Source organism: Vreelandella alkaliphila (genome assembly GCF_016107625.1).
GTDB classification, from domain to species: Bacteria; Pseudomonadota; Gammaproteobacteria; order Pseudomonadales; family Halomonadaceae; genus Vreelandella; species Vreelandella alkaliphila.
On sequence record NZ_JABASV010000015.1, the window covers coordinates 20,182 to 38,799 of the forward strand.

The 18,618-nt window shown below is 51.8% G+C and carries 16 protein-coding genes; 3 read left to right on the plus strand and 13 right to left on the minus strand.

Annotated features, from left to right (window positions below; all coding sequences use genetic code 11):
- Positions 1 to 5: 5 nt before the first annotated feature.
- Positions 6 to 1,199 carry a multidrug effflux MFS transporter gene (locus JFC11_RS17055; protein ID WP_038482944.1) on the minus strand — a complete coding sequence of 398 codons (1,194 nt, stop codon included), beginning with the start codon at positions 1,197 to 1,199 and terminating at the stop codon, positions 6 to 8.
- Between the two features lie 161 nt (positions 1,200 to 1,360).
- On the opposite strand from JFC11_RS17055, the gene tal reads away from it, so the two are divergent.
- Entirely contained in the window at positions 1,361 to 2,299 is a 939-nt protein-coding gene (gene tal, locus JFC11_RS17060; RefSeq protein WP_038482941.1) for a transaldolase, read from the plus strand.
- A gap of 164 nt (positions 2,300 to 2,463) precedes the next feature.
- On the opposite strand, the gene JFC11_RS17065 is transcribed toward tal, so the two are convergent.
- The 8 genes from JFC11_RS17065 to JFC11_RS17100 all read right to left on the minus strand — a co-directional run bounded on the left by JFC11_RS17065 (position 2,464) and on the right by JFC11_RS17100 (position 13,491).
- A complete protein-coding gene (locus JFC11_RS17065; protein WP_038482938.1) occupies positions 2,464 to 2,979 on the minus strand; it encodes an STAS domain-containing protein in 516 nt (171 codons plus the stop codon).
- Positions 2,969 to 4,162, minus strand: coding sequence for a PP2C family protein-serine/threonine phosphatase (locus JFC11_RS17070; protein ID WP_095602252.1), 1,194 nt, complete (start codon positions 4,160 to 4,162; stop codon positions 2,969 to 2,971). The genes JFC11_RS17065 and JFC11_RS17070 overlap by 11 nt, the downstream gene beginning before the upstream one ends.
- An 8-nt stretch (positions 4,163 to 4,170) precedes the next feature.
- Positions 4,171 to 4,971, minus strand: coding sequence for an MlaA family lipoprotein (locus JFC11_RS17075; protein ID WP_038482932.1), 801 nt, complete (start codon positions 4,969 to 4,971; stop codon positions 4,171 to 4,173).
- Between the two features lie 75 nt (positions 4,972 to 5,046).
- A complete protein-coding gene (locus JFC11_RS17080) occupies positions 5,047 to 6,168 on the minus strand; it encodes a beta-ketoacyl-ACP synthase III (RefSeq protein WP_198350136.1) in 1,122 nt (373 codons plus the stop codon).
- A 108-nt stretch (positions 6,169 to 6,276) separates the two neighbouring features.
- Positions 6,277 to 10,290 (minus strand): ATP-dependent RNA helicase HrpA, encoded by a 4,014-nt coding sequence (gene hrpA / locus JFC11_RS17085; RefSeq protein ID WP_198350137.1) that lies wholly within the window; start codon positions 10,288 to 10,290, stop codon positions 6,277 to 6,279.
- Positions 10,291 to 10,390: 100 nt separating this feature from the next.
- Positions 10,391 to 12,061: an AMP-binding protein gene (locus tag JFC11_RS17090; protein ID WP_198350138.1), complete on the minus strand. Its 1,671-nt coding sequence runs from the start codon at positions 12,059 to 12,061 to the stop codon at positions 10,391 to 10,393.
- Between the two features lie 185 nt (positions 12,062 to 12,246).
- Complete coding sequence (locus JFC11_RS17095) at positions 12,247 to 13,032, minus strand: class II glutamine amidotransferase (protein WP_198350139.1); 786 nt, start codon at positions 13,030 to 13,032, stop codon at positions 12,247 to 12,249.
- A 33-nt stretch (positions 13,033 to 13,065) separates the two neighbouring features.
- A complete protein-coding gene (locus tag JFC11_RS17100) occupies positions 13,066 to 13,491 on the minus strand; it encodes a hypothetical protein (RefSeq protein WP_038482919.1) in 426 nt (141 codons plus the stop codon).
- 62 nt (positions 13,492 to 13,553) lie between these two features.
- Here JFC11_RS17100 and JFC11_RS17105 point away from each other — a divergent pair, with 62 nt between their 5' ends.
- A complete protein-coding gene (locus JFC11_RS17105) occupies positions 13,554 to 15,659 on the plus strand; it encodes a S9 family peptidase (protein WP_198350140.1) in 2,106 nt (701 codons plus the stop codon).
- A gap of 173 nt (positions 15,660 to 15,832) precedes the next feature.
- Positions 15,833 to 16,000 (plus strand): hypothetical protein, encoded by a 168-nt coding sequence (locus JFC11_RS17110; protein ID WP_167457126.1) that lies wholly within the window; start codon positions 15,833 to 15,835, stop codon positions 15,998 to 16,000.
- Positions 16,001 to 16,056: 56 nt separating this feature from the next.
- On the opposite strand, the gene JFC11_RS17115 is transcribed toward JFC11_RS17110, so the two are convergent.
- Genes JFC11_RS17115 through rnd form a run of 4 tightly spaced genes read right to left on the minus strand, consistent with a single transcriptional unit; the run spans position 16,057 to position 18,605 of the window.
- On the minus strand, positions 16,057 to 16,515 hold the full coding sequence (locus JFC11_RS17115) for a YcgN family cysteine cluster protein (RefSeq protein ID WP_038482916.1): 459 nt from the start codon (positions 16,513 to 16,515) through the stop codon (positions 16,057 to 16,059).
- Positions 16,496 to 17,131, minus strand: coding sequence for an acyl carrier protein phosphodiesterase (locus tag JFC11_RS17120; RefSeq protein ID WP_231658630.1), 636 nt, complete (start codon positions 17,129 to 17,131; stop codon positions 16,496 to 16,498). Before JFC11_RS17120 ends, JFC11_RS17115 begins: the two co-directional genes overlap by 20 nt.
- A gap of 47 nt (positions 17,132 to 17,178) precedes the next feature.
- On the minus strand, positions 17,179 to 17,472 hold the full coding sequence (locus JFC11_RS17125; protein WP_038482913.1) for a YcgL domain-containing protein: 294 nt from the start codon (positions 17,470 to 17,472) through the stop codon (positions 17,179 to 17,181).
- Positions 17,472 to 18,605, minus strand: coding sequence for a ribonuclease D (rnd, locus tag JFC11_RS17130; RefSeq protein ID WP_038482911.1), 1,134 nt, complete (start codon positions 18,603 to 18,605; stop codon positions 17,472 to 17,474). The genes JFC11_RS17125 and rnd overlap by 1 nt, the downstream gene beginning before the upstream one ends.
- Between the last annotated feature and the right edge of the window lie 13 nt (positions 18,606 to 18,618).

Sequence of the window (18,618 nt, forward strand, 5' to 3'; positions counted from 1 at the left end):
AAGCATCAGTACGAATCACCGTAAGCGGGCTTTCTTGTCAGCTTTTGGACGCCGATATTACCCAGCAACGCGGCCCCCAACATAGTGAGCACCATCGGCCATAGGTGCTCTACCTGGAACAAGCCCACCAGCACCCCAGCAATTGCGCCACAACTAAACTGGATGCCACCTAGCAGTGCAGTTGCCGTGGCACTGATATGTCCAAAATGGTCCAGTAACGCAGAAATGGCATTAGGTGTGATCAGACCAATCATACCGGTAAACAACATGACTAGAGGCACCACCACATATAGCGAAGCCAAATTAAGCGCTGTCGCGATAACAAGCCCCAGTGCCGCAATTAACTGAATCGTTAACCCTAGTCGTAAATTCTGTTGTGGCGAGCGCTTACGCAGTAAATGAATATTGACGCGATTAGACAGCGCAATCACAAGCACATTGACGCCAAACACCATTGGGTAAACGCTAGGCGATAGTGAGAAGTAGTCTAAGTATAAAAATGGAGAGGCGGTTACAAAAGCAAACAGCCCAGCGAATGAAGCTGCGACAGCGCAAATATAGCCCATCCCCTCTTTATGACATAGCACACTGGCGTAATTGCGTATAACTTGGCGGGGCGAAGCTGCGGGTAAGTTAGTATCTCGTGTTTCGGGTAAACGCGTACCTAGCAGCCAAAGCAAAAAACCTGCGTAAGCGGCCAAAAATACAAATATCAGCCACCACCCCGCAATGTGCAGCAAGATACTACCCACGGCAGGTGCCACCAACGGCGCAAGCATCATGATCATAGCCATCGTTGACATGACTTTAGCGGCTTCACGTCCGCTGAAACAGTCGCGCACAATCGCCGCTGAGTTCACCACACAAGCGCCGCCGCCCAGTGCTTGAATAAATCGCCACACCAGCAAAGAGGTCAAACTATCGACGGTGGTGATCATTAAGCTTGCGAGCATAAACACCACCAAGCCACTGAGCAAAACAGGCTTACGCCCCACCCTATCCGACAGCGGTCCAAAGCACAGCTGACCGATTGCGAAGCCAAATAAAAACATACTGATTGAGAGTTCAGTATGATGAATACTCGCATTGATGTTTTCTGCCAGTACCCCAATGGCTGGTAAGTAAGCATCAATCGCAAACGGCGCAAGCGCTGTGTTGGCCGCCACCAACAGCGCCACTCGACGAGGATTAAGTTCCATAAACATCCTTGAAGTTGGCATTATCCAGCAGAGAATGCCGCTGAATTGATAGGCCGCTAATCATAATCGATTTCAATTCATTTGTCGGTCACTGTTCGCCACGCAATGCCCTTGCTAAAGTATCCAACGACAACTATCTCAACGACGACAAGGAACGATGCATGGCCACTAGCCTACTAACTCAATTAAAAGAGATGACCACGGTTGTCGCTGACACCGGCGACCTTGAGGCTATCCGCCGCTTTCAGCCGCAAGATGCCACAACCAACCCCTCGCTTATCTTGCAAGCTGCCCAGCAAGAAGACCGACGCGCACGACTTGCCAGCATTGCCAAAGAAAGCACCGACCTTGAAGACGCGGTAGATCGCGTGGCTGTCGATATTGGTAGCGAAATCAGTGAACTGGTACCTGGCTACGTGTCGACTGAAGTCAGTGCCCGACTATCGTTTGACCGTGATGCCACCATTGCCAAGGCGCACTCATTGATTGAGCGATACGCCCAGCATGGAGTAGGCCCAGAGCGTATTTTGATCAAAATGGCGTCGACATGGGAAGGCATCCAAGCCGCTCGCCAACTTGAACGTGACGGCATTCGCACTAACTTAACCCTATTATTTGGCTTTGCCCAGGCACAGGCCTGTGCAGATGCTGGTGCAACGCTTATTTCACCGTTCGTAGGCCGTATTCTCGATTGGCATAAAGCTAAAGCCCCTGACACAGATTTTAGCGGTGCCAACGACCCAGGCGTGCAGTCTGTTAAGCGCATTTACGACTACTACAAAGGCCATGGCTACTCCACCATCGTCATGGGCGCAAGTTTCAGAAACGTGGGTGAAATTCAGGCGCTAGCTGGCTGTGATCGTTTGACGATTTCCCCTGCACTACTTAACGAACTAGACGAACTTCAAGGAGAGTTGCCGCAACAACTCATTCCCAAAGCAGCTAGCAGCGCACCGAGTGAAGCGTTAGCGCAGGCAGATTTCCGCTGGGCAATGAACGAAGATGAAATGGCGACGGACAAACTAGCAGAAGGTATTCGCAAATTTATGGCTGACCAGCGCAAGCTCGAAGAACTGCTTAGTAAGCTTCGCAGCAGCTAATTCGATTGCTGACTCCGCTGGATCGCTAACATAGATAGGCGACAAAAAAAGCCAAAAGGCCCTCTAGGATGTTTATCTTAGGGGGCCTTGTCTAGTAGACGCGTTTTTTTTGAAACCTAGTTCTTGAAACCTAGTTCTTGAAACCTACATATAGATAAAGTGCGTTAGTGGGCCGTTGTGTTTTGCGCTTCGAGCATTTCCACAAGCGGTTGAAACTGTTCGCGGTTGTGCTCGTTCATATGCATTAGAATTCGATGGGCCTCTAAAATACGTTCACGCAGCCCCTCTTCGTCAGCTGGCTCAGCAGGCAAGTCTTCTAGGGCCGATGTTAGTTTCGACGCTTGCTGCAATGGCGCTTCCATCAGCGTAAAAAAACGAGCAAAGCCCATCACATCCAGCATTTGTCGTACATCTGGATTATCAGCAATGATGGTGGGTGGATGCTCTAAACGTCCTTTTACCGCCATAGCAACTTTGGCAAGAAAGCCCAGCGCGGTCGAATCAACATTCGTTGCTTCGCGCAGGTCGATCATTACCGCCGTTAGCCCAGGCGTTTCAGCAAGGCGCTGAGCTTGGGTATCAAGCGTGGCGCACAGCGTTAGGCGCACGTCACCACATAATTTTAAAACAAAAACACCGGAGTCGAACGCCGCTTTAATGCGGCCTTCTTCAATCAGCATGACCAAATCCGCTCACCATCATGATTGTTAGGTCATCGGGTAAAGCATCGCGGTCCTGGTTCGCCTCATTATCCGCATCGCCTTCTATAAGAAGGGAGTTGGTGTTGGCTAGCCGATCGCGCAACTGCTCAAGCGTGACACTTTCACTTACTAATTGCTCAAGTTCCTTGAGCCGCGTGTCGAGTGTCTTACCCGGCAAGCATTCCAATACACCGTCTGAACACAGCCATAAATGAAAATCGGCCGGTAAAGCACAGCTGAGCGAAGGATACTCTACATCTGGAAAAAGACCTACTGGCATTCCCTCTCCTGCCAGACGCATTAGCTTACCACCAGACACTAGCAGTGGCATAGGAAGCTGCGCACCGAGCGAATAGTGAAGCGTTCGCTCCTGGTGGTCAATGACACCAACAAACAAGGTCGCGTGTTTGCCAATATCAGTGTCCTGCAACTCTCTGTTTAATGCCGCCAACCAGTTAGGTGCCAACTGTTCTGGCGATTGGCCATCCCACTCATTAAGCCATCGATTGCATAGATACTTGAGCAGTACGGTAACAAACGCAGAGGATGCCCCATGCCCAGACACATCGGCAAAATAGAATGCGCTGTAGCGATCGTTATAGCGCTGATAGTCAAGGAAGTCTCCCGACAAATACAGCGAAGGTGCAAACCAGTAATCGTAGTACACACCGTTGATGATTTTGGGATGAATAGGCAATAAGCGGCGCTGAATATGACCACCGCTCTGTTGATCCATACGCAGCAAGGCTAGATGCGTTTCCAGGCTTTCGTTTAATTCGGCCAGACGCTCTCGGTCTCGATCTCGCTCCTGAGCCAATGTGTGAAGCTCAATGGCTTTACGAATCATCCGGCGCAACAGTTCTGCGTGGCGTAGCGGATGAACAATATAGTCAACTAAACCAACATCAACTGCCTTAATTAGGTCCGCGTCCTGACGAGAATCACTGACAACTAAAGTAGGCAAACGATGTGTCAGTTGCGACCACTGCTGACGCGGCACTGCCCTTGCATGAGCAACGATGAGCGCGGTGTCGGCAGGCAAATTGTCAATATTATCTGCTGCAAATACCCACAAGCCATCGCACGTAATCGCTTCTGCTAGCGCGTCACGCTCTTGCCCTGGCTCATCGATCACCGCGATCAACTGCTTGGAATGATCCATATTAAGCCTCAATCGGCGAAATCGTCGTCACCAAAATCGGTATCGTCGAATTCAAAATCGTCCATAGCAAACGGGTCATCCCCAAGCTCACCATCACTAATCTCAAACTGACGGCGCTGTAAGAAGGCATCACGAACAAAGCGATAACGATCGCCACTAATTAACGCTTCCTGATCCAGTAGCCTTGCGCGAATTTGGACAATATCCAGTGCCGTCAAACCAGCCCTAAGTGTATGGTCATCCAGATAGGTAATAGGGTGAGCAGCAATATCAAAGGGCAACCCAGCGGTATCTCGTAGCGTTCCAGGACCGAGCAATGGTAACACCAAATAGCGCGAGTCATCCCATCCCCATACCGCCAACGTTTGACCGAAATCTTCCCTATCAGCATTGATTTCCATCAACGTGGCGTAATCCAATAGCCCGCCTATGCCAACAGTCGAGTTAATTAAAAAGCGCGACGTCGCAAGCCCTGCATTAGCGGGCTTGCCTTGGAGCAAACTGTTTAATGCGGTTCGCACGTCACGCAGGTTAGAGAAAAAATTACCTACCCCAGTTTGTACGGGGTCGGGGGTAACCGTCTGGTAACCTTTAGCTATTGGTTTTAACGTATAGCGATCTAACACGTCATTAAAAGCAAACACGCGACGGTTAAACCCTTCCCAAGGATCTTCAGGGTGGACTTGCTCGCCAACATTCCCCCCTGAACTAGCACACCCACTCATGCTTAATACGGCTAGCAGCAAGACAGGCAATCCCTTGTAGCGCCAGCTAAACGCGCTTTTGTGCTTTGCTAACAACCCAAGCATGGTAGCTCCTCTTTCAACATGTGTGGCGTGCAGTTCGTCGCATTTCACGCCTAAAAAAATTAACCCAAAGCCCTGTTATTGACGACGTATAACAACACTACCGGCACTGTAACCTGCGCCAAACGAACAAATCACACCAATATCACCACCTTCTAACTGTTCACGATGCAAGTGAAAGGCAATTATCGATCCTGCCGAACTGGTATTAGCATAGCGATCAAGAATAATGGGCGCTTGCGCTTTACTAGGTTCCACACCTAGCACTTTCCGCGCAATCAGGTCATTCATGTGCTGATTAGCCTGATGCAGCCACATGCGCTTCAAATCGCTTCCAGAAAGTTCTAGAGAAGCTAAATGGCTCGAAATCAGTTGAGCAACCATAGGGCACACTTCTCGGAACACCCGCCGCCCTTCTTGTACAAATAACTTATCCAGCGCCAGCGGGTCACTGTCGGTAACGCGATTAAGGAAACCTGCGTTATTACGAATCGCATTAGAGAACTTCGTCACTAGACGCGTACCTAATATTTCATACTGCTCATCAGACACAGCGCAATCACTGCTTTCCAGTACCATTGCTGTACAAGCATCGCCAAAAATAAAGTGGCTATCGCGATCTGTAAAGTTGAGATGTGCCGAACAGATCTCTGGGTTTACAATGAGAGCCCGCTTTACGCTACCAGATGCAATCGCATTGGCCGCTATTTCAAGCGCAAATGTGGCTGAACTACAGGCTACATTCATATCGAAACCGTAACCGCTGGTGCCTAACGCCCGCTGAACTTCGACAGCCACAGCTGGGTAGGCACGTTCTAGGTTCGAACACGCTACGATGACAAGCTCGATGTCAGCGGCATCGACGTTAGCTGCTGCCAATGCCTGTTGTGCCGCCTGGGTAGCCATATCACACTGAACAGACGGTTCATCATTGCTACGCTGTGGCAGTTTAGGCCGCATTCGCGCTGGGTCAAGAATTCCTGAGGCATCCAACACATAACGACTTTTAATGCCAGATGCCTTTTCAATAAACTCGCTACTGGAGTGTGACAACGGCTCTCGTTCACCACGTGAGATTGCATCAGCATGCCGAGCATTTTGGCTGTCTACCCACGCGTTAAATGCTTTCACCAACGACGCGTTATCAATGGCGTGTTCCGGCGTGTAAAGTCCTGTACCGGTAATCACCACATGTGTCATGCCTTTCTCCTTTTAGCGGCTTACTGAGAGTCGCTGGCTGTCAATCGATGTTGTCATCTTGGTGCATTGGCTTAACTACGTAAGCCTATTATCGTATTACGACAAGCGTTAAACGCTAATAAGCTCTTCCCAACGCTTTTCTAGGCGCTTCACAGAAACGGGCATTTTAGTACCCAACTGCTGGGCAAACAGAGACACTCGGAGCTCCTGAATCCACCAACCAAATGCCACCAACTCTGGGTCTTCTGCGTCGCCCCTGCGTTCGCTTTTTCGGCGCGCGTCGAAACGCGTTTCTAATGCTTGGACATCGTGCATCAGCATTTGGTCGCGCCCTCGCTCGCGCGCGGCTTTTTCCAGCCGGATTAATGCAGCCTCTGTATAACGAGGATACTCCGTTAACCACTCACCTGCATCGCGAATAAAACCGGGGTAAACCAATCGCTTCATCTGCGCGCTGACATCGCTGTAAACAAGCGCCAATGCAAAATTGAGCTTCCCTTTTAAAATTTTGGTTACTGCCAAGTGCCCCTTAAGCGCCGCCTCAACATGCGTTAACAGTGTTTGGGCATGCGCTAACAAGCTTTCTTCAGAAGTTTGCAAGCGCTGCTTAAGGGCTTGCTCCGAACGTGGCAGAGGATGCGTAGCCACTACTTGAGTAAACACCGCCAGCAAAAGATCATCAACCAACTCATTTTTGTTTCCTACCTTCGCAAACAACAATGCGCATTTTTCCACGCCAGGCAAACGCTTAATAGCTTTCACCTGACCCGGCTGTTGTGAGATCGCCAAACGGGCCACACCCATTTGATGCGCTGCCGCTGCCTTGGCGGGATGGTCGAAAAGTGCCACTTTGAAGCGTGAATCTTCTGCCACCAGTGCCGGGTAAGCTTCGACACGGATCCCCGCCTGGGTCGTCACCCGAGATTCAGGGAGCGGCTCACTAGGCAGACTTTCAAGCGCCGGGGCCTGATTAGCCTGTTCTGCTAATGCCTGGGCTCCCCTACTGGCGGCTTCTTCAAAGCGCCTTTCCAGGGCACGTACGTCACGCCCCTGGCCCAGCGTTTTACCAGCGTGATCAACAACACGCACGTTCATAATTAAATGTGGTGCTAGCAGGTCAAGCCGCCAGTCATCAGGATGTACCCGCGTACCCGTTCGCCGCCGAATAAACTCGCCAAGCGCCTCGGTCAGTGGGCGCTGATCAGGCACAAGCATTTCCAGTGCCGCATCGACCCAGTCGGGAATGGGGACCACTTGACGACGAATGCTTTTCGGCAGGGATTTAAGTAGCGCAATACACTTTTCGCGCAGCAACCCCGGTACTAACCACTCAAGGGCATGCACGGGCAACTGAGGCAGCATAGCGGCAGGTACGGTCAACGTAACGCCATCATCTTCTGCATCAGGATCGAAGTGATAGCTAACCGGATAGGCAACCCCTGCCAACGTTAGGTGATCAGGGTACTGCGCCTGAGTAACGTCGTTGGCATCCCGCGCTTTAAGTGCCTCAATATCGAATTTTAATAAGTCAGGAGACTCACGCTCCACCTGCTTGCGCCAATGCTCAAACCCTTTGCCATTAACGATATCGTGAGGGAGTCGTTCATCATAAAAAGCAAACAACGCCTCTTCATCGACCAGAATATCGCGCCGACGTGCACGATCCTCAAGTGCCTCGACTTCTTCAATCAGCGCTCGGTTATGGGCAAAAAACTCACCCTTAGTCTGAAATTCGCCTTCCACTAGCGCACGACGAATAAACAGCTCACGGGACTCTTGGGGAGCAATAGGGCCATAATGCACGCGGCGACGGGCAACGATAGGCAGACCAAACAGGGTTACTTGCTCGAACGCAACTACCTGGGCACGTTTCATTTCCCAGTGCGGCTCGCTATAGCTGCTTTTTATCAAGTGCTGCGCTTGAGGCTCAATCCACTGGGGGTCTATTTTCGCCACTGTACGGGCAAATAGTTTAGTGGTTTCAATCAGCTCAAACGCCATTACCCACTTCGGCGTTTTTTTCGCCAGCCCTGAACCGGGGTGAATCATAAACTTACGATTACGCGCACCGAGATATTCACGATTTTCCAGCAGTGTTCCCAGGTTAGAAAGCAGCCCAGACAACAGTGCTTGGTGCAGTTTTCCTGACGTTTTACGACGTGCTTGCTTGGCCTGCTCTTCGCTTTCGTCTTCATCTCTGGGCAGCGGTGCGGGCACGTCAATGTCCATATCGCGCAGCAGCTGACGCAATTGACGGAACGTGTCATGCCATTCGCGCATGCGCAGATAGTTAATATAGTGCTCGCGGCACCAGCGACGTAGTTGGTTGCCTGAGAGAGCCTCGCGGGCATTTTCGATGCCATGCCATAAGTTTAACAACGCAACGAAATCAGAATCGGGATCATGCCAGCGCTGGTGCGCTTGATCCGCCGCTTGGCGTTTGTCAGCAGGCCGATCTCTAGGGTCTTGTATCGCCAAAGCCGATACCACAACCAACACATCCCGCAGGCTGCCTCGTTCGGCACCTGCCAGCACCATGCGCGCTAGGCGTGGGTCGATGGGTAGCTTAGCGAGCTTGCGGCCCAGCGGGGTCAGGCGCTGCTGGTCGTCTACCGCTCCCAGCTCAAACAGCAAACGAAAGCCATCTTTTACGAATCGGCTATCGGGCGGGTCGACAAAGGGAAAAGCTTCAATACTGCCAAGCTTCAGCGCCAGCATGGAAAGGATAACTGACGCTAAATTGGTACGCTGAATTTCTGGGTCGGTAAACGCTGGCCGCGATAGGAAATCCTCTTCATCATAAAGACGAATACATACCCCTTCCGCAACACGGCCACAGCGGCCTTTACGCTGATTGGCGCTAGCTTGGCTAATCGGCTCAATCGGTAGCCGCTGTATTTTCGCCCGATAGCTGTAGCGGCTGATACGCACCAAGCCAGGATCAATAACGTAGCGAATTCCCGGTACCGTGAGCGAGGTTTCAGCAACGTTAGTAGCCAGCACAATTCGCCGCCCTTTGTGGGAAGCGAAGACACGATTTTGCTCTTCGTTGGAAAGCCGAGCATAGAGTGGCAATATTTCAGTGCCGGTTAAGTCAGCCCGTCGCAACGTATCGGCTGTCTCACGAATCTCACGCTCCCCGGGTAAAAACACCAGCACGTCGCGCGGACCATGCAGCCAGCCCTTCTCACGCTCGATGGTTTCGATTTCGCGCACTGCGTGCAAAATGCCTTCTTGCAGTGTCCGGTCATCCTCATCCTCTTCGCTACGCGCCAGCGGGCGGTAATGCAGATCGACGGGGAAAGTGCGGCCAGAGACTTCAACCACCGGCGCAGGCGCGTTGGCACTGCCGAAATGGGCGGCAAAACGATCTACATCAATGGTGGCTGAGGTAATAATGACTTTTAGATCAGGACGTTTCGGCAGCAGGCGCTTTAAATACCCCAGCAAAAAGTCGATGTTAAGACTGCGCTCGTGCGCCTCATCAATAATCAGCGTGTCGTAACGCAGCAGCAAAGAATCGTGCTGGGTTTCTGCCAGCAGGATACCGTCCGTCATCAGCTTTACGAGCGTATTCGGGGAACTTTGATCATTGAAGCGCACTTGGTAGCCCACCTGCTCACCCAGCGGCACGCTCATTTCTTCCGCTAACCGCCCGGCAACGCTACGCGCTGCCAGTCGACGTGGCTGGGTATGCCCAATCACCCCTTTACGCCCACGGCCAAGCTCTAGACAAATTTTAGGCAGCTGAGTGGTTTTACCCGACCCTGTCTCCCCCGCCACGACTACTACCTGATGGTCGCGGATAGCGTTTAGGATATCCTCTCGTCGTTCTACTACAGGCAACTCGGCAGGATAATCCAGCGCCACCTTCAGTGCTTCACGGTTAGCAAGCAGCCGCTTAGCTTTTTCAAGGTCGCGCTGAACCTGTTGGACACCGTGGTCGATCGGTTTTCTGTCTCGTTGACGCCGCTTAAGGCCTGCCACACGACGCGCTAGCTGCTGTGCATCACGCAGCATAACGTGCCTTATCTCCTCATCTAATGCGGTGAGTGGATAAGCGTTCTGGGCGTCAGCATGGGAAGTTTGCGTGTCGGTGGTCACGTTAGGCTCGGTTTCCATCTCAGAATAAAATCGGCCCACTGCATGAGTGGGCCGACTATTGTAACGCCTTCGATAACAGGACGCCTAACAGCCACCTATTAGTGAACTCATTAAGCGCTTAAGCGTTGCTTGTTTCCTGATCGCGGAGCTGTCGACGCAGCACCTTACCAACGTTGGTTTTGGGAAGCTCATCACGGAACTCTACGTACTTCGGAACTTTGTAGCCAGTTAGCTCTTTTTTGCACCACTTGCGCAGCGTCTCAGCGTCTAACTCACTGTTTTTGGAAACAACGAATAGCTTGATCGCTTCTCCAGCACCTTCATCTGGCACACCCACTGCTGCAGACTCCAACACATCTGGATGCGCAGCCACTACATCTTCTATTTCATTTGGGTAGACATTAAAGCCAGATACTAAAATCATATCTTTTTTACGATCAACGATCTTGATGTAGCCATCATCTTGCAAAACAGCAATATCGCCCGTATGGAACCAGCCGTTTTCATCAATAGAATTGCGGGTTTCATCATCGCGCTGCCAGTAGCCTTTCATTACCTGAGGCCCTTGCACGCAAAGCTCACCAGGCTCCCCCATTGCAACATCATTGCCGTCAGCATCAATTACCTTCACTGAGGTACCAGCCACTGGTTTACCAATGGTGCCCAGCTGTATAGCGTTTGTGGGGTTAAAGCTAACAATGGGCGATGTTTCCGTTAGCCCATAGCCCTCTGCAATCGGGCACCCCGTTGTCTCTTCCCAACGCTGAGCCGCCGCTTTAGTCAGTGCCATACCGCCGGAAATGGTCAGTTTCAGCTTGGAAAAATCGAGCTGCTTAAAGTCATCTCGGTTACACAGCGCATTAAACAGTGTGTTCAGACCAATAAACCCGGTAAACGGCAAGCCTTTAAGCTCTTTGACAAAGCTAGGTAAGTCACGAGGATTAGTAATCAATAGCGAGTGGTTGCCTGTTTCCATCAGGAATAAACAGTTAACGGTAAACGTATAGATGTGATAGACCGGCAGTGGCGCAATTACCAGCTCTTCGCCATCGGTCAAGTGTTCACCGATAGCGGCACGCGCCTGGAGCATATTGGCCACTAGGTTCCGGTGGGTCAGCATCGCGCCTTTAGGCATACCGGTGGTGCCACCGGTGTATTGCAGTGCAGCCACATCATCCATGGTGCGTTGCACCTCGGTATGATGTAACGACGCGCCTTTTTTCAGTGCATCGCGGAAGCCAACAGCGGTGGGTAGCGAGTAGGCAGGCACCATCTTTTTAACGTGCTTAACAACGGCGTTAATTAGCCAACGCTTCGGCACATCGTGCAGATCGGCAAGCTGGGTAACCAAGACGTGTTGGATATCCGTTTTATCCAGAGCTTTCTCAAGCTTATCCGCCATATTGGCCAAAATCACAATGGCTTTGGCATTTGAGTCTTTGAACTGGTGCGCCATCTCCCGCTCGGTGTAAAGCGGGTTGGTATTAACGACCACGAGCCCCGCTCTTAGTGCACCAAACACCGCCACAGGAAACTGCAGCACGTTAGGCAACTGAATGGCGATCCGGTCTCCAGGAACTAAGTCGGTTTCATGCTGCAACCAAGCTGCAAAATTGGCAGACAGGCGATCAAGATCGGCAAACGTTAGGGTTTTACCCATGCAGCTAAATGCCGGCTTGTTGGCAAAACGTTTAACCGCTGAATGAAAGACATCCGTGACTGAGTTGTACTGATCCAAGCCTTCAAGCGCTGGGCCACGTAGTACGTGGGCATTGGCGTGTTCGCTCATGGGCAATCTCCGCTATCCGTGTCGATATTTGACCGACCTTGTTATTGTGCGTGACTAACTAGCAAGCCTAAAAGAGCCAACCATATACGACAGGCAGCACGCTGTAAAACGATCGATTGAAACTGGCGTTTCAACTTTAGCTTAAAGCACTGCCCTGTTGCTGTCGCTCACGCTGTGTCGCCACCCTATTTGCTATGACCGTAACTCGCTTTGATCTCTCCCTCGCGCCATACCAATAATTCACCAGGAACCATTCGCTGCCACGCTTCATTTTGGGTAAGTGGTTCGGTGGCAATCACAGAGACAATATCGTTAGGCGTCGTATGCTCGATAAAGTTAACCGTTAACTCTGCATCGGACAGCTCCGCCTCACCAAAGGGTGCACGGCGAGTAATATGAGCCAACTTGGTCGAGCAGTAGCTGTATAAGTAAATGCCATCAGATAACAGTAGGTTAAAAACGCCTAGTCCGCGCAACTCTTCGCAGAGTCCGTGCAGATGCTCCCACAATGATTCAGGAGACGCAGGCGGCGCGGGAAAACAACGACGCAGTTCGCCCATTAACCAGCAGAAAGCGTGTTCACTGTCTGTATTACCTACCGGGGTGTACGCACCTAATGGCAACTTTTGCCAATCGCTCAATTGGCCATTATGGGCGTAGCACCAGGGCCGCCCCCACATTTCACGGGTAAATGGGTGCGTATTTGCCAGCCTTACGCCGCCTACATTTGCTTGGCGAATGTGGCTAATCACTACATTGGACTTGATAGGATATTCACAGATTAAGCGGGCTATCGGGGAATTAACCGAGGGGTGAGGATCACGAAATTCACGGTAACCGCCCTCCTCGTAAAATGCGATGCCCCACCCATCGCGGTGAGGCCCAGTGCCCCCACCGCGGTGTAAAAATCCGGAAAAGCTGAAACAAATATCGGTAGGAACATTGGCGCTCATGCCTAGTAACTCACACATCGGCTAGCTCCATCATCGCGCCTTGTACTCGCATTAGTTAATCACTGGTTCCCGGCGTCGGGTTGGCTGAGGATCTTCTTCCTGGGACTGATGCTGAGACACATCATCATAAGGTTCTGGCCTACGCCACCACCACAGGGCAATGCCAACACATGCGCCTAAGGCAATGCCTAAAATCAACCACAGTAAACCACCACGTAGTGCACTGGTGCTATGCTCAAGAAAAGCAACCGCAGACACCATGGCAGCCGGTGCCCAGCCGGTATAGAACTCACCCTCTTCTATCAACGGTAACTGATATCCTGCAGGCATCCACATCGCTCCCGCCACACACCAAGTAATCACCAAACGCGGTAGGCGAGGCAAAAATGCTAGCGCAAAGTAGACAGCGACCAGCACGATCAGTGAAAGAACGTAATAACTTAACCACAGCAGTGACATTGAGTCTTCAAACAGCATAATACCCCTCATGTGGGTGGAGACACCCGACGTTGATTTCCCGTTATGGTACCTATCAATTTATGAAAGCACAGCCTGATAAGCACGAAGGCTCGCCTGTCACACATTATTATCGCGCTAATTCTCCAGAATGGCACTGGTTAGAAGAGCGTGATGCGCCTGACGTATCGCTTTTTTTAGAAGCCGCCAACCATCAGCATGATGAATGGTTTGCTCCTTTACGGCCGCTTGCTGAAACACTTTATCAAAACCACTTAGCGCGTCGTGAATTGGCAATAACCAGCCTTAAGACAGCGCTTGACCACTTTACGTTCTGGAGCAATACCGCCGCCGAGGATGATTACCCTTGCTGGTGGCGCCACCCTAACAGCCAACCCGGTGCTGACGAGTGCTTTCTTGACGTACGTGAACGTGCCGCCGATCAGCCTTTTTATGACATGGGCGACATGGCACTGTCCCCGAATGAACAGTGGCTCGCCTGGACGGAAGATACCCAGGGCGACGAGCGCTTCACACTGTGGTTAAAAGCACTCCCCAACGGCAAACCTCAGCAACTACTAAGCGATATTGGCGCTAGCGTATGCTGGGCAGAGGATGAGACAACCAACGGCGCAACGCTGCTATTTACACGCTTTGATGACACTCAGCGCCCGGACTCCATCTGGCGTGTATGGATACCGTTTTCAACGCCAGAGCGCCTTGCTGAACCAACCTTAGTAATGCGTGAGAACGATCCGGAGTTCTGGATTGGGATTGGCAAAACGCGCTCGAAAGCATGGCTTTTGATTGAAAGCGGTTCGAAAGATACAACAGAAATCCATGCCGTGCCGGCAGATCAGCCCCATGCTTCCCCGATGTGCCTACATGCCCGCCAGGCAGGGGTTGAAGTGAGCATTGATCATCGCCCTGGTACGTTTTATCGCTTACAAAATCTCGCAGGCCCGCATTTTCAGCTCGACTTCACACGCGCTGATCAACAAAGCAACCCTGCTCCCGAGTGGAAGTCGCTGATAGCTCACCGTGAAGACACTACCCTAGAAGGGATCGATGCGTTTGAATGGGGGCTAATCATCGCCGAGCGAAGCCATCGCGATGCCCAGGTTATGTTACGCCGCTTAGTGCTAGATAAAGATCACAACCTCACACTAGATAAGCATATCGAACTACCTGAAACGCCCTGCTCGCAGCTGCTAGAAGATTCGCCACACTTCGATGCAAATACCGTACATCTACGCGAAGAGTCGTTCACTCGCCCTCCCAGCTGGTACGCGCTAAACCTGGATAGCGGTGAACGTACGTTGCTAAAGCAAGTCCCCGTTTACGGCCAACTGCTGCCTGATCAACTAGTCAGCCAGCGCATATGGGCAACCAGCGCTGACGGCGAACGCGTGCCAGTATCCATTGTCATGCGCGCTGACTTAGCCGGCCAACCACTGCCCACGCTGCTGTATGGTTACGGCGCCTATGGTGAAGCGCTTGACCCCTGGTTCTCAATTGCTCGGCTCGAACTACTGGAGCGTGGCGCAGCATTTGCAGTCGCCCACGTACGCGGCGGCGGTGAGCGAGGCGAGCCATGGTATCTAAATGGCAAAATGGCTCATAAAGAGAATAGCTTTAACGACTTCTTAGCTGCCCGAGAGGCGCTAGTAAACGAGGGGCTTAGCCAGCCAGAACGGATCGTGGCTTGCGGGGCAAGCGCAGGCGGTTTGCTAGTCGGCACCTGCGTCAATCGTAAACCTGAGGCATTTTGCGCAGCGGTATTGGAGGTGCCGTTTCTGGATGTGCTCCGTACCATGCAGAACCCAGAGTTACCGCTTACCACCGCCGAATATAGTGAGTGGGGCAATCCTGAAGACCCAGAAGTCGCCGAGCGTATCGCTGGCTACTCACCTATCGACAACATACGCGCCCAGCACTACCCAGCGCTATGGATAGAGGGCAACTGGTTTGATACTCGTGTTAGTTACTGGGAGCCTGCCAAATTTTATGCCCGCGTTACCGAGGCACAGCAAGGCAATGCTCCTGTACTGCTTCACACCGACATGACCAGCGGCCACGGCGGCGCATCCGGCAGGTTCAAAGCTTGGCGAGATACGGCTCGCCAAGACGCATTTATCCTGTGGGCACTCGGGCTAGCCCCTATGGACGCGGCAAAGCAAGCGCAATAGTTGCTTATCAAGAAATAGCCGACAGCTCGAAAATAACATTCAAGCAGCGCCCAGGCGCTGCTTTTTTTGTGAAAAAACACTTTATGGAAATGTTTTCCATAAAGTGTTTTTTACGTCATACTACCTATAAGTTTTATAGACAAACGCCTAGTTCACAAAATCAGGAGCAGACCATGAGCTATCAGGAACAGTTTCCAACAATTTGGGATACCCCGCCAAAGACAACAGCGCCAACCGATCAAGCGGCGACGCGAGAAGCCACAGCGAAGCCACAGCCCTCACCGTTTAAAGAAGCGTTTTTAACCATTTGGGATAGTACAAAAAGCAAAACCGCCAGCTAACGTTATTACCGTTAGCCAGCGGTTAGTGAGCATGCCAGGGAGGGCGACTGTTAGGTTTAAGACATCGGCAATACAGCGATAATATGCTCTTCCAAAAGGCGCTCGGGCACGTCATCTTGGGAAACCGCAAAGCTTCTTACGCTGACGCCCTTCCGGTGAACGCGCTCAGCATCGTTACTCAGCAGCGGATGCCATCCTGCTAGCTTGCGCCCTTCAGCAACACGCCGATAGCCACATGTGTGCGGCAGCCAGGTAAACTCTTTGACGAGCTCAGGCGTCAGTTGTGTACAGTCGGGTACGCTATCGAAGCGATTTTCATAGTCACTGCACTGGCAACTGTGAATATCCAGCAACCGACAGGCAACGTTAAGCACCGCTAATTCTTGCGTTTCATCGTCGTGGAGCTTCAACAAGCAACACTGGCCGCAGCCATCGCATAACGCCTCCCACTCTTGGGGCGTTAACTCTTCTAGCGAGTATCTTTCCCAGAAGCGCTCACGCATGGCCGCCACCATCATTGATTCCCTTTACTTTCAACATGTCTGAATAACTCCCACTCTCCGCAGCACCACCGCTGCTGGTTAGTGTGGCACGACACTCTTGCCATAACACTGCGAAGTCGGCCGCTAAGCATGGATAGTCTTCGTAAAGCCAAGGCACTAACTCTGCTAAGCGGTTCGGCCCCGATAGCCGCTGACCAATGCCTGCTACTGCACGGCAGGTAAAGTCAAAATCAGCGTAACGGTGCAGCCAGTCATGCTTAATCATCAACGGCATCATGGTAGACAACCGTTGCGGCGCAGGCCAAGCCTGTAACAACTGATAGCAGCGCTCGATTAACTGGTGCTGCTGCTCTCCCGCCTGCTGACGAGCAAGAAAATGATCCCACACGATATCTAACGCGATACCGACATAACGCCGCTGAGCGTGTGGCGCGCGCCGCTTTGCTTCTAAAACGTTTGGGTGCCGATCAATCCAGGCATCCACGCGGCGATGATGACGTATGCCGCTAGCAACATCTGGCGACCAAGCCGTTAAGTCTTGCCCCTTCACGCCGTCAGCAATCAGATTTCCGTACAGAAACTCATCACTACCAGGATGAGCAAGCCAAGCATGGGCAAGAAAGTTCATGGCAAAACGCTCATGGCAGAACGTTCATGGTAAGAAGCTCATAACGCTCATTCGCGGTTAGCCGCCTGAGCGCGGTGAACATCCAGCAAATAGGCTTCTTTCGCAGGCGGCATTTGCAGGTAAAAGCCTTGCTCTTGGATTGCATCCATCACATCAGCAGCGTTCACTCGAGCCAGCTTTTTATCGGCAGTCAGTATCATTGTCAGCACCGGCACTGGCTTACCGAAGGTATCCATCAATGCGTCGGGCACGGATGACAACCCTTTCTGTTTGTCTATGTAGAGATACATCTCGTCTTTGCGTGAGCTTTTTAAAATCTCACAAAGCAGTTTCTCGCTCATTACGACAACTCCTCAAGCGCCTGATGAATTTCTTGAGTTAAATAGGCATCACGCCAGCCGCCAGGAGTGGTTAATGGCTGGTTAGCAAGCCGCTGCATCACAAGCGCCTCAATATCTCGCCGCCGCAGCAACATCTCGGGCGCTATTTGTAGCTCAGCAGCCTTCTCCGTCACTACTTTTTTAAGTGCTTTAAAGCGCCGCTTAAACACAGGATGCATCGGGTCTGGCCAGCGCGCCGGTAAATCACCTTCGGGGCAATGCTGAGCCTGTTTCACCAGCGACAGCAGCGTATCGCCTTCTTTTTTAACCAGGGGCGGCTTAACCCCTTCAATTTCTGCTAGCTCATAACGATTTTTAGGCATTTTTTCAGCCACCGCGAACAACAACTTATCGCTAACCAACCAATTACGCGGCAAATCCCGACGGCGGGTTTCGCCTTCCCGCCAGATGGTCATTAAGCGGTAGGCTTCAAGCTGGCGAGGATCAAGGCGCCACAACTGCCGCTGGCGCGTATACCATTGGCCATCGCTCTCTACGCTGCGACCTGCCTGCTCGATAAGACTGGCACACTCATCGTCAAGCCATTCGCGCCGCCCCAGTTGTTCAAGCTTCTCCGCTTGAAGCCCCCAAACCTTCAGCAAATAGATAACATCTAACGCCGCATATTCGCACTGGGAGGGCGTTAAGGGGCGCTCTAACCAGTTGGAACGCGTCTCCTCTTTAGGCAGCGTTTCCCCCATCCAGTGCTCTACCAATTTTTGATAGCCCATGCCGGGAGTTTCTCCCAAAAAAGCCTGAGCGACTTGCGTATCGATAAGCGGTGCTGGCAATACGCCGGCCCAGTGCTGGAACACCTCGAGGTCTTCGCTACAGGCATGCAGTAATTTGATGGCACTATTCTTCTGCAACAAATCACGAAAAGCAGCGGTGCAAGGCGTGCTCAACGGGTCCACTAAATACGCCATGTCACCGGTGGTGAACTGAATAAGCGCTGGCACCGGAAAAAACGTGTTTTCACGGAAAAATTCAGTATCTAAGGCAATCACACTGGCACCGGCAACTTGCTCGCATGCAGCATCTAAGGCGTCGGCACTATCAATCCATTGATACAACGAGGGGGCTAAAGAGGACAAAGCAAACTTCCGG

Excerpts from the sequence above, each read along its gene's own strand:
- hrpA (WP_198350137.1), bottom strand. The coding sequence starts at position 10,290 with ATGGAAACCGAGCCTAACGTGACCACCGACACGCAAACTTCCCATGCT.
- JFC11_RS17095 (WP_198350139.1), bottom strand. The coding sequence starts at position 13,032 with ATGTGTGAGTTACTAGGCATGAGCGCCAATGTTCCTACCGATATTTGT.
- JFC11_RS17090 (WP_198350138.1), bottom strand. The coding sequence starts at position 12,061 with ATGAGCGAACACGCCAATGCCCACGTACTACGTGGCCCAGCGCTTGAA.
- JFC11_RS17055 (WP_038482944.1), bottom strand. The coding sequence starts at position 1,199 with ATGGAACTTAATCCTCGTCGAGTGGCGCTGTTGGTGGCGGCCAACACA.
- JFC11_RS17080 (WP_198350136.1), bottom strand. The coding sequence starts at position 6,168 with ATGACACATGTGGTGATTACCGGTACAGGACTTTACACGCCGGAACAC.
- JFC11_RS17120 (WP_231658630.1), bottom strand. The coding sequence starts at position 17,131 with ATGAACTTTCTTGCCCATGCTTGGCTTGCTCATCCTGGTAGTGATGAG.
- JFC11_RS17065 (WP_038482938.1), bottom strand. The coding sequence starts at position 2,979 with ATGCTGATTGAAGAAGGCCGCATTAAAGCGGCGTTCGACTCCGGTGTT.
- JFC11_RS17075 (WP_038482932.1), bottom strand. The coding sequence starts at position 4,971 with ATGCTTGGGTTGTTAGCAAAGCACAAAAGCGCGTTTAGCTGGCGCTAC.
- JFC11_RS17100 (WP_038482919.1), bottom strand. The coding sequence starts at position 13,491 with ATGCTGTTTGAAGACTCAATGTCACTGCTGTGGTTAAGTTATTACGTT.
- JFC11_RS17070 (WP_095602252.1), bottom strand. The coding sequence starts at position 4,162 with ATGGATCATTCCAAGCAGTTGATCGCGGTGATCGATGAGCCAGGGCAA.
- JFC11_RS17125 (WP_038482913.1), bottom strand. The coding sequence starts at position 17,472 with ATGAGCGAGAAACTGCTTTGTGAGATTTTAAAAAGCTCACGCAAAGAC.
- tal (WP_038482941.1), top strand. The coding sequence starts at position 1,361 with ATGGCCACTAGCCTACTAACTCAATTAAAAGAGATGACCACGGTTGTC.
- JFC11_RS17115 (WP_038482916.1), bottom strand. The coding sequence starts at position 16,515 with ATGGTGGCGGCCATGCGTGAGCGCTTCTGGGAAAGATACTCGCTAGAA.
- JFC11_RS17105 (WP_198350140.1), top strand. The coding sequence starts at position 13,554 with ATGAAAGCACAGCCTGATAAGCACGAAGGCTCGCCTGTCACACATTAT.
- JFC11_RS17110 (WP_167457126.1), top strand. The coding sequence starts at position 15,833 with ATGAGCTATCAGGAACAGTTTCCAACAATTTGGGATACCCCGCCAAAG.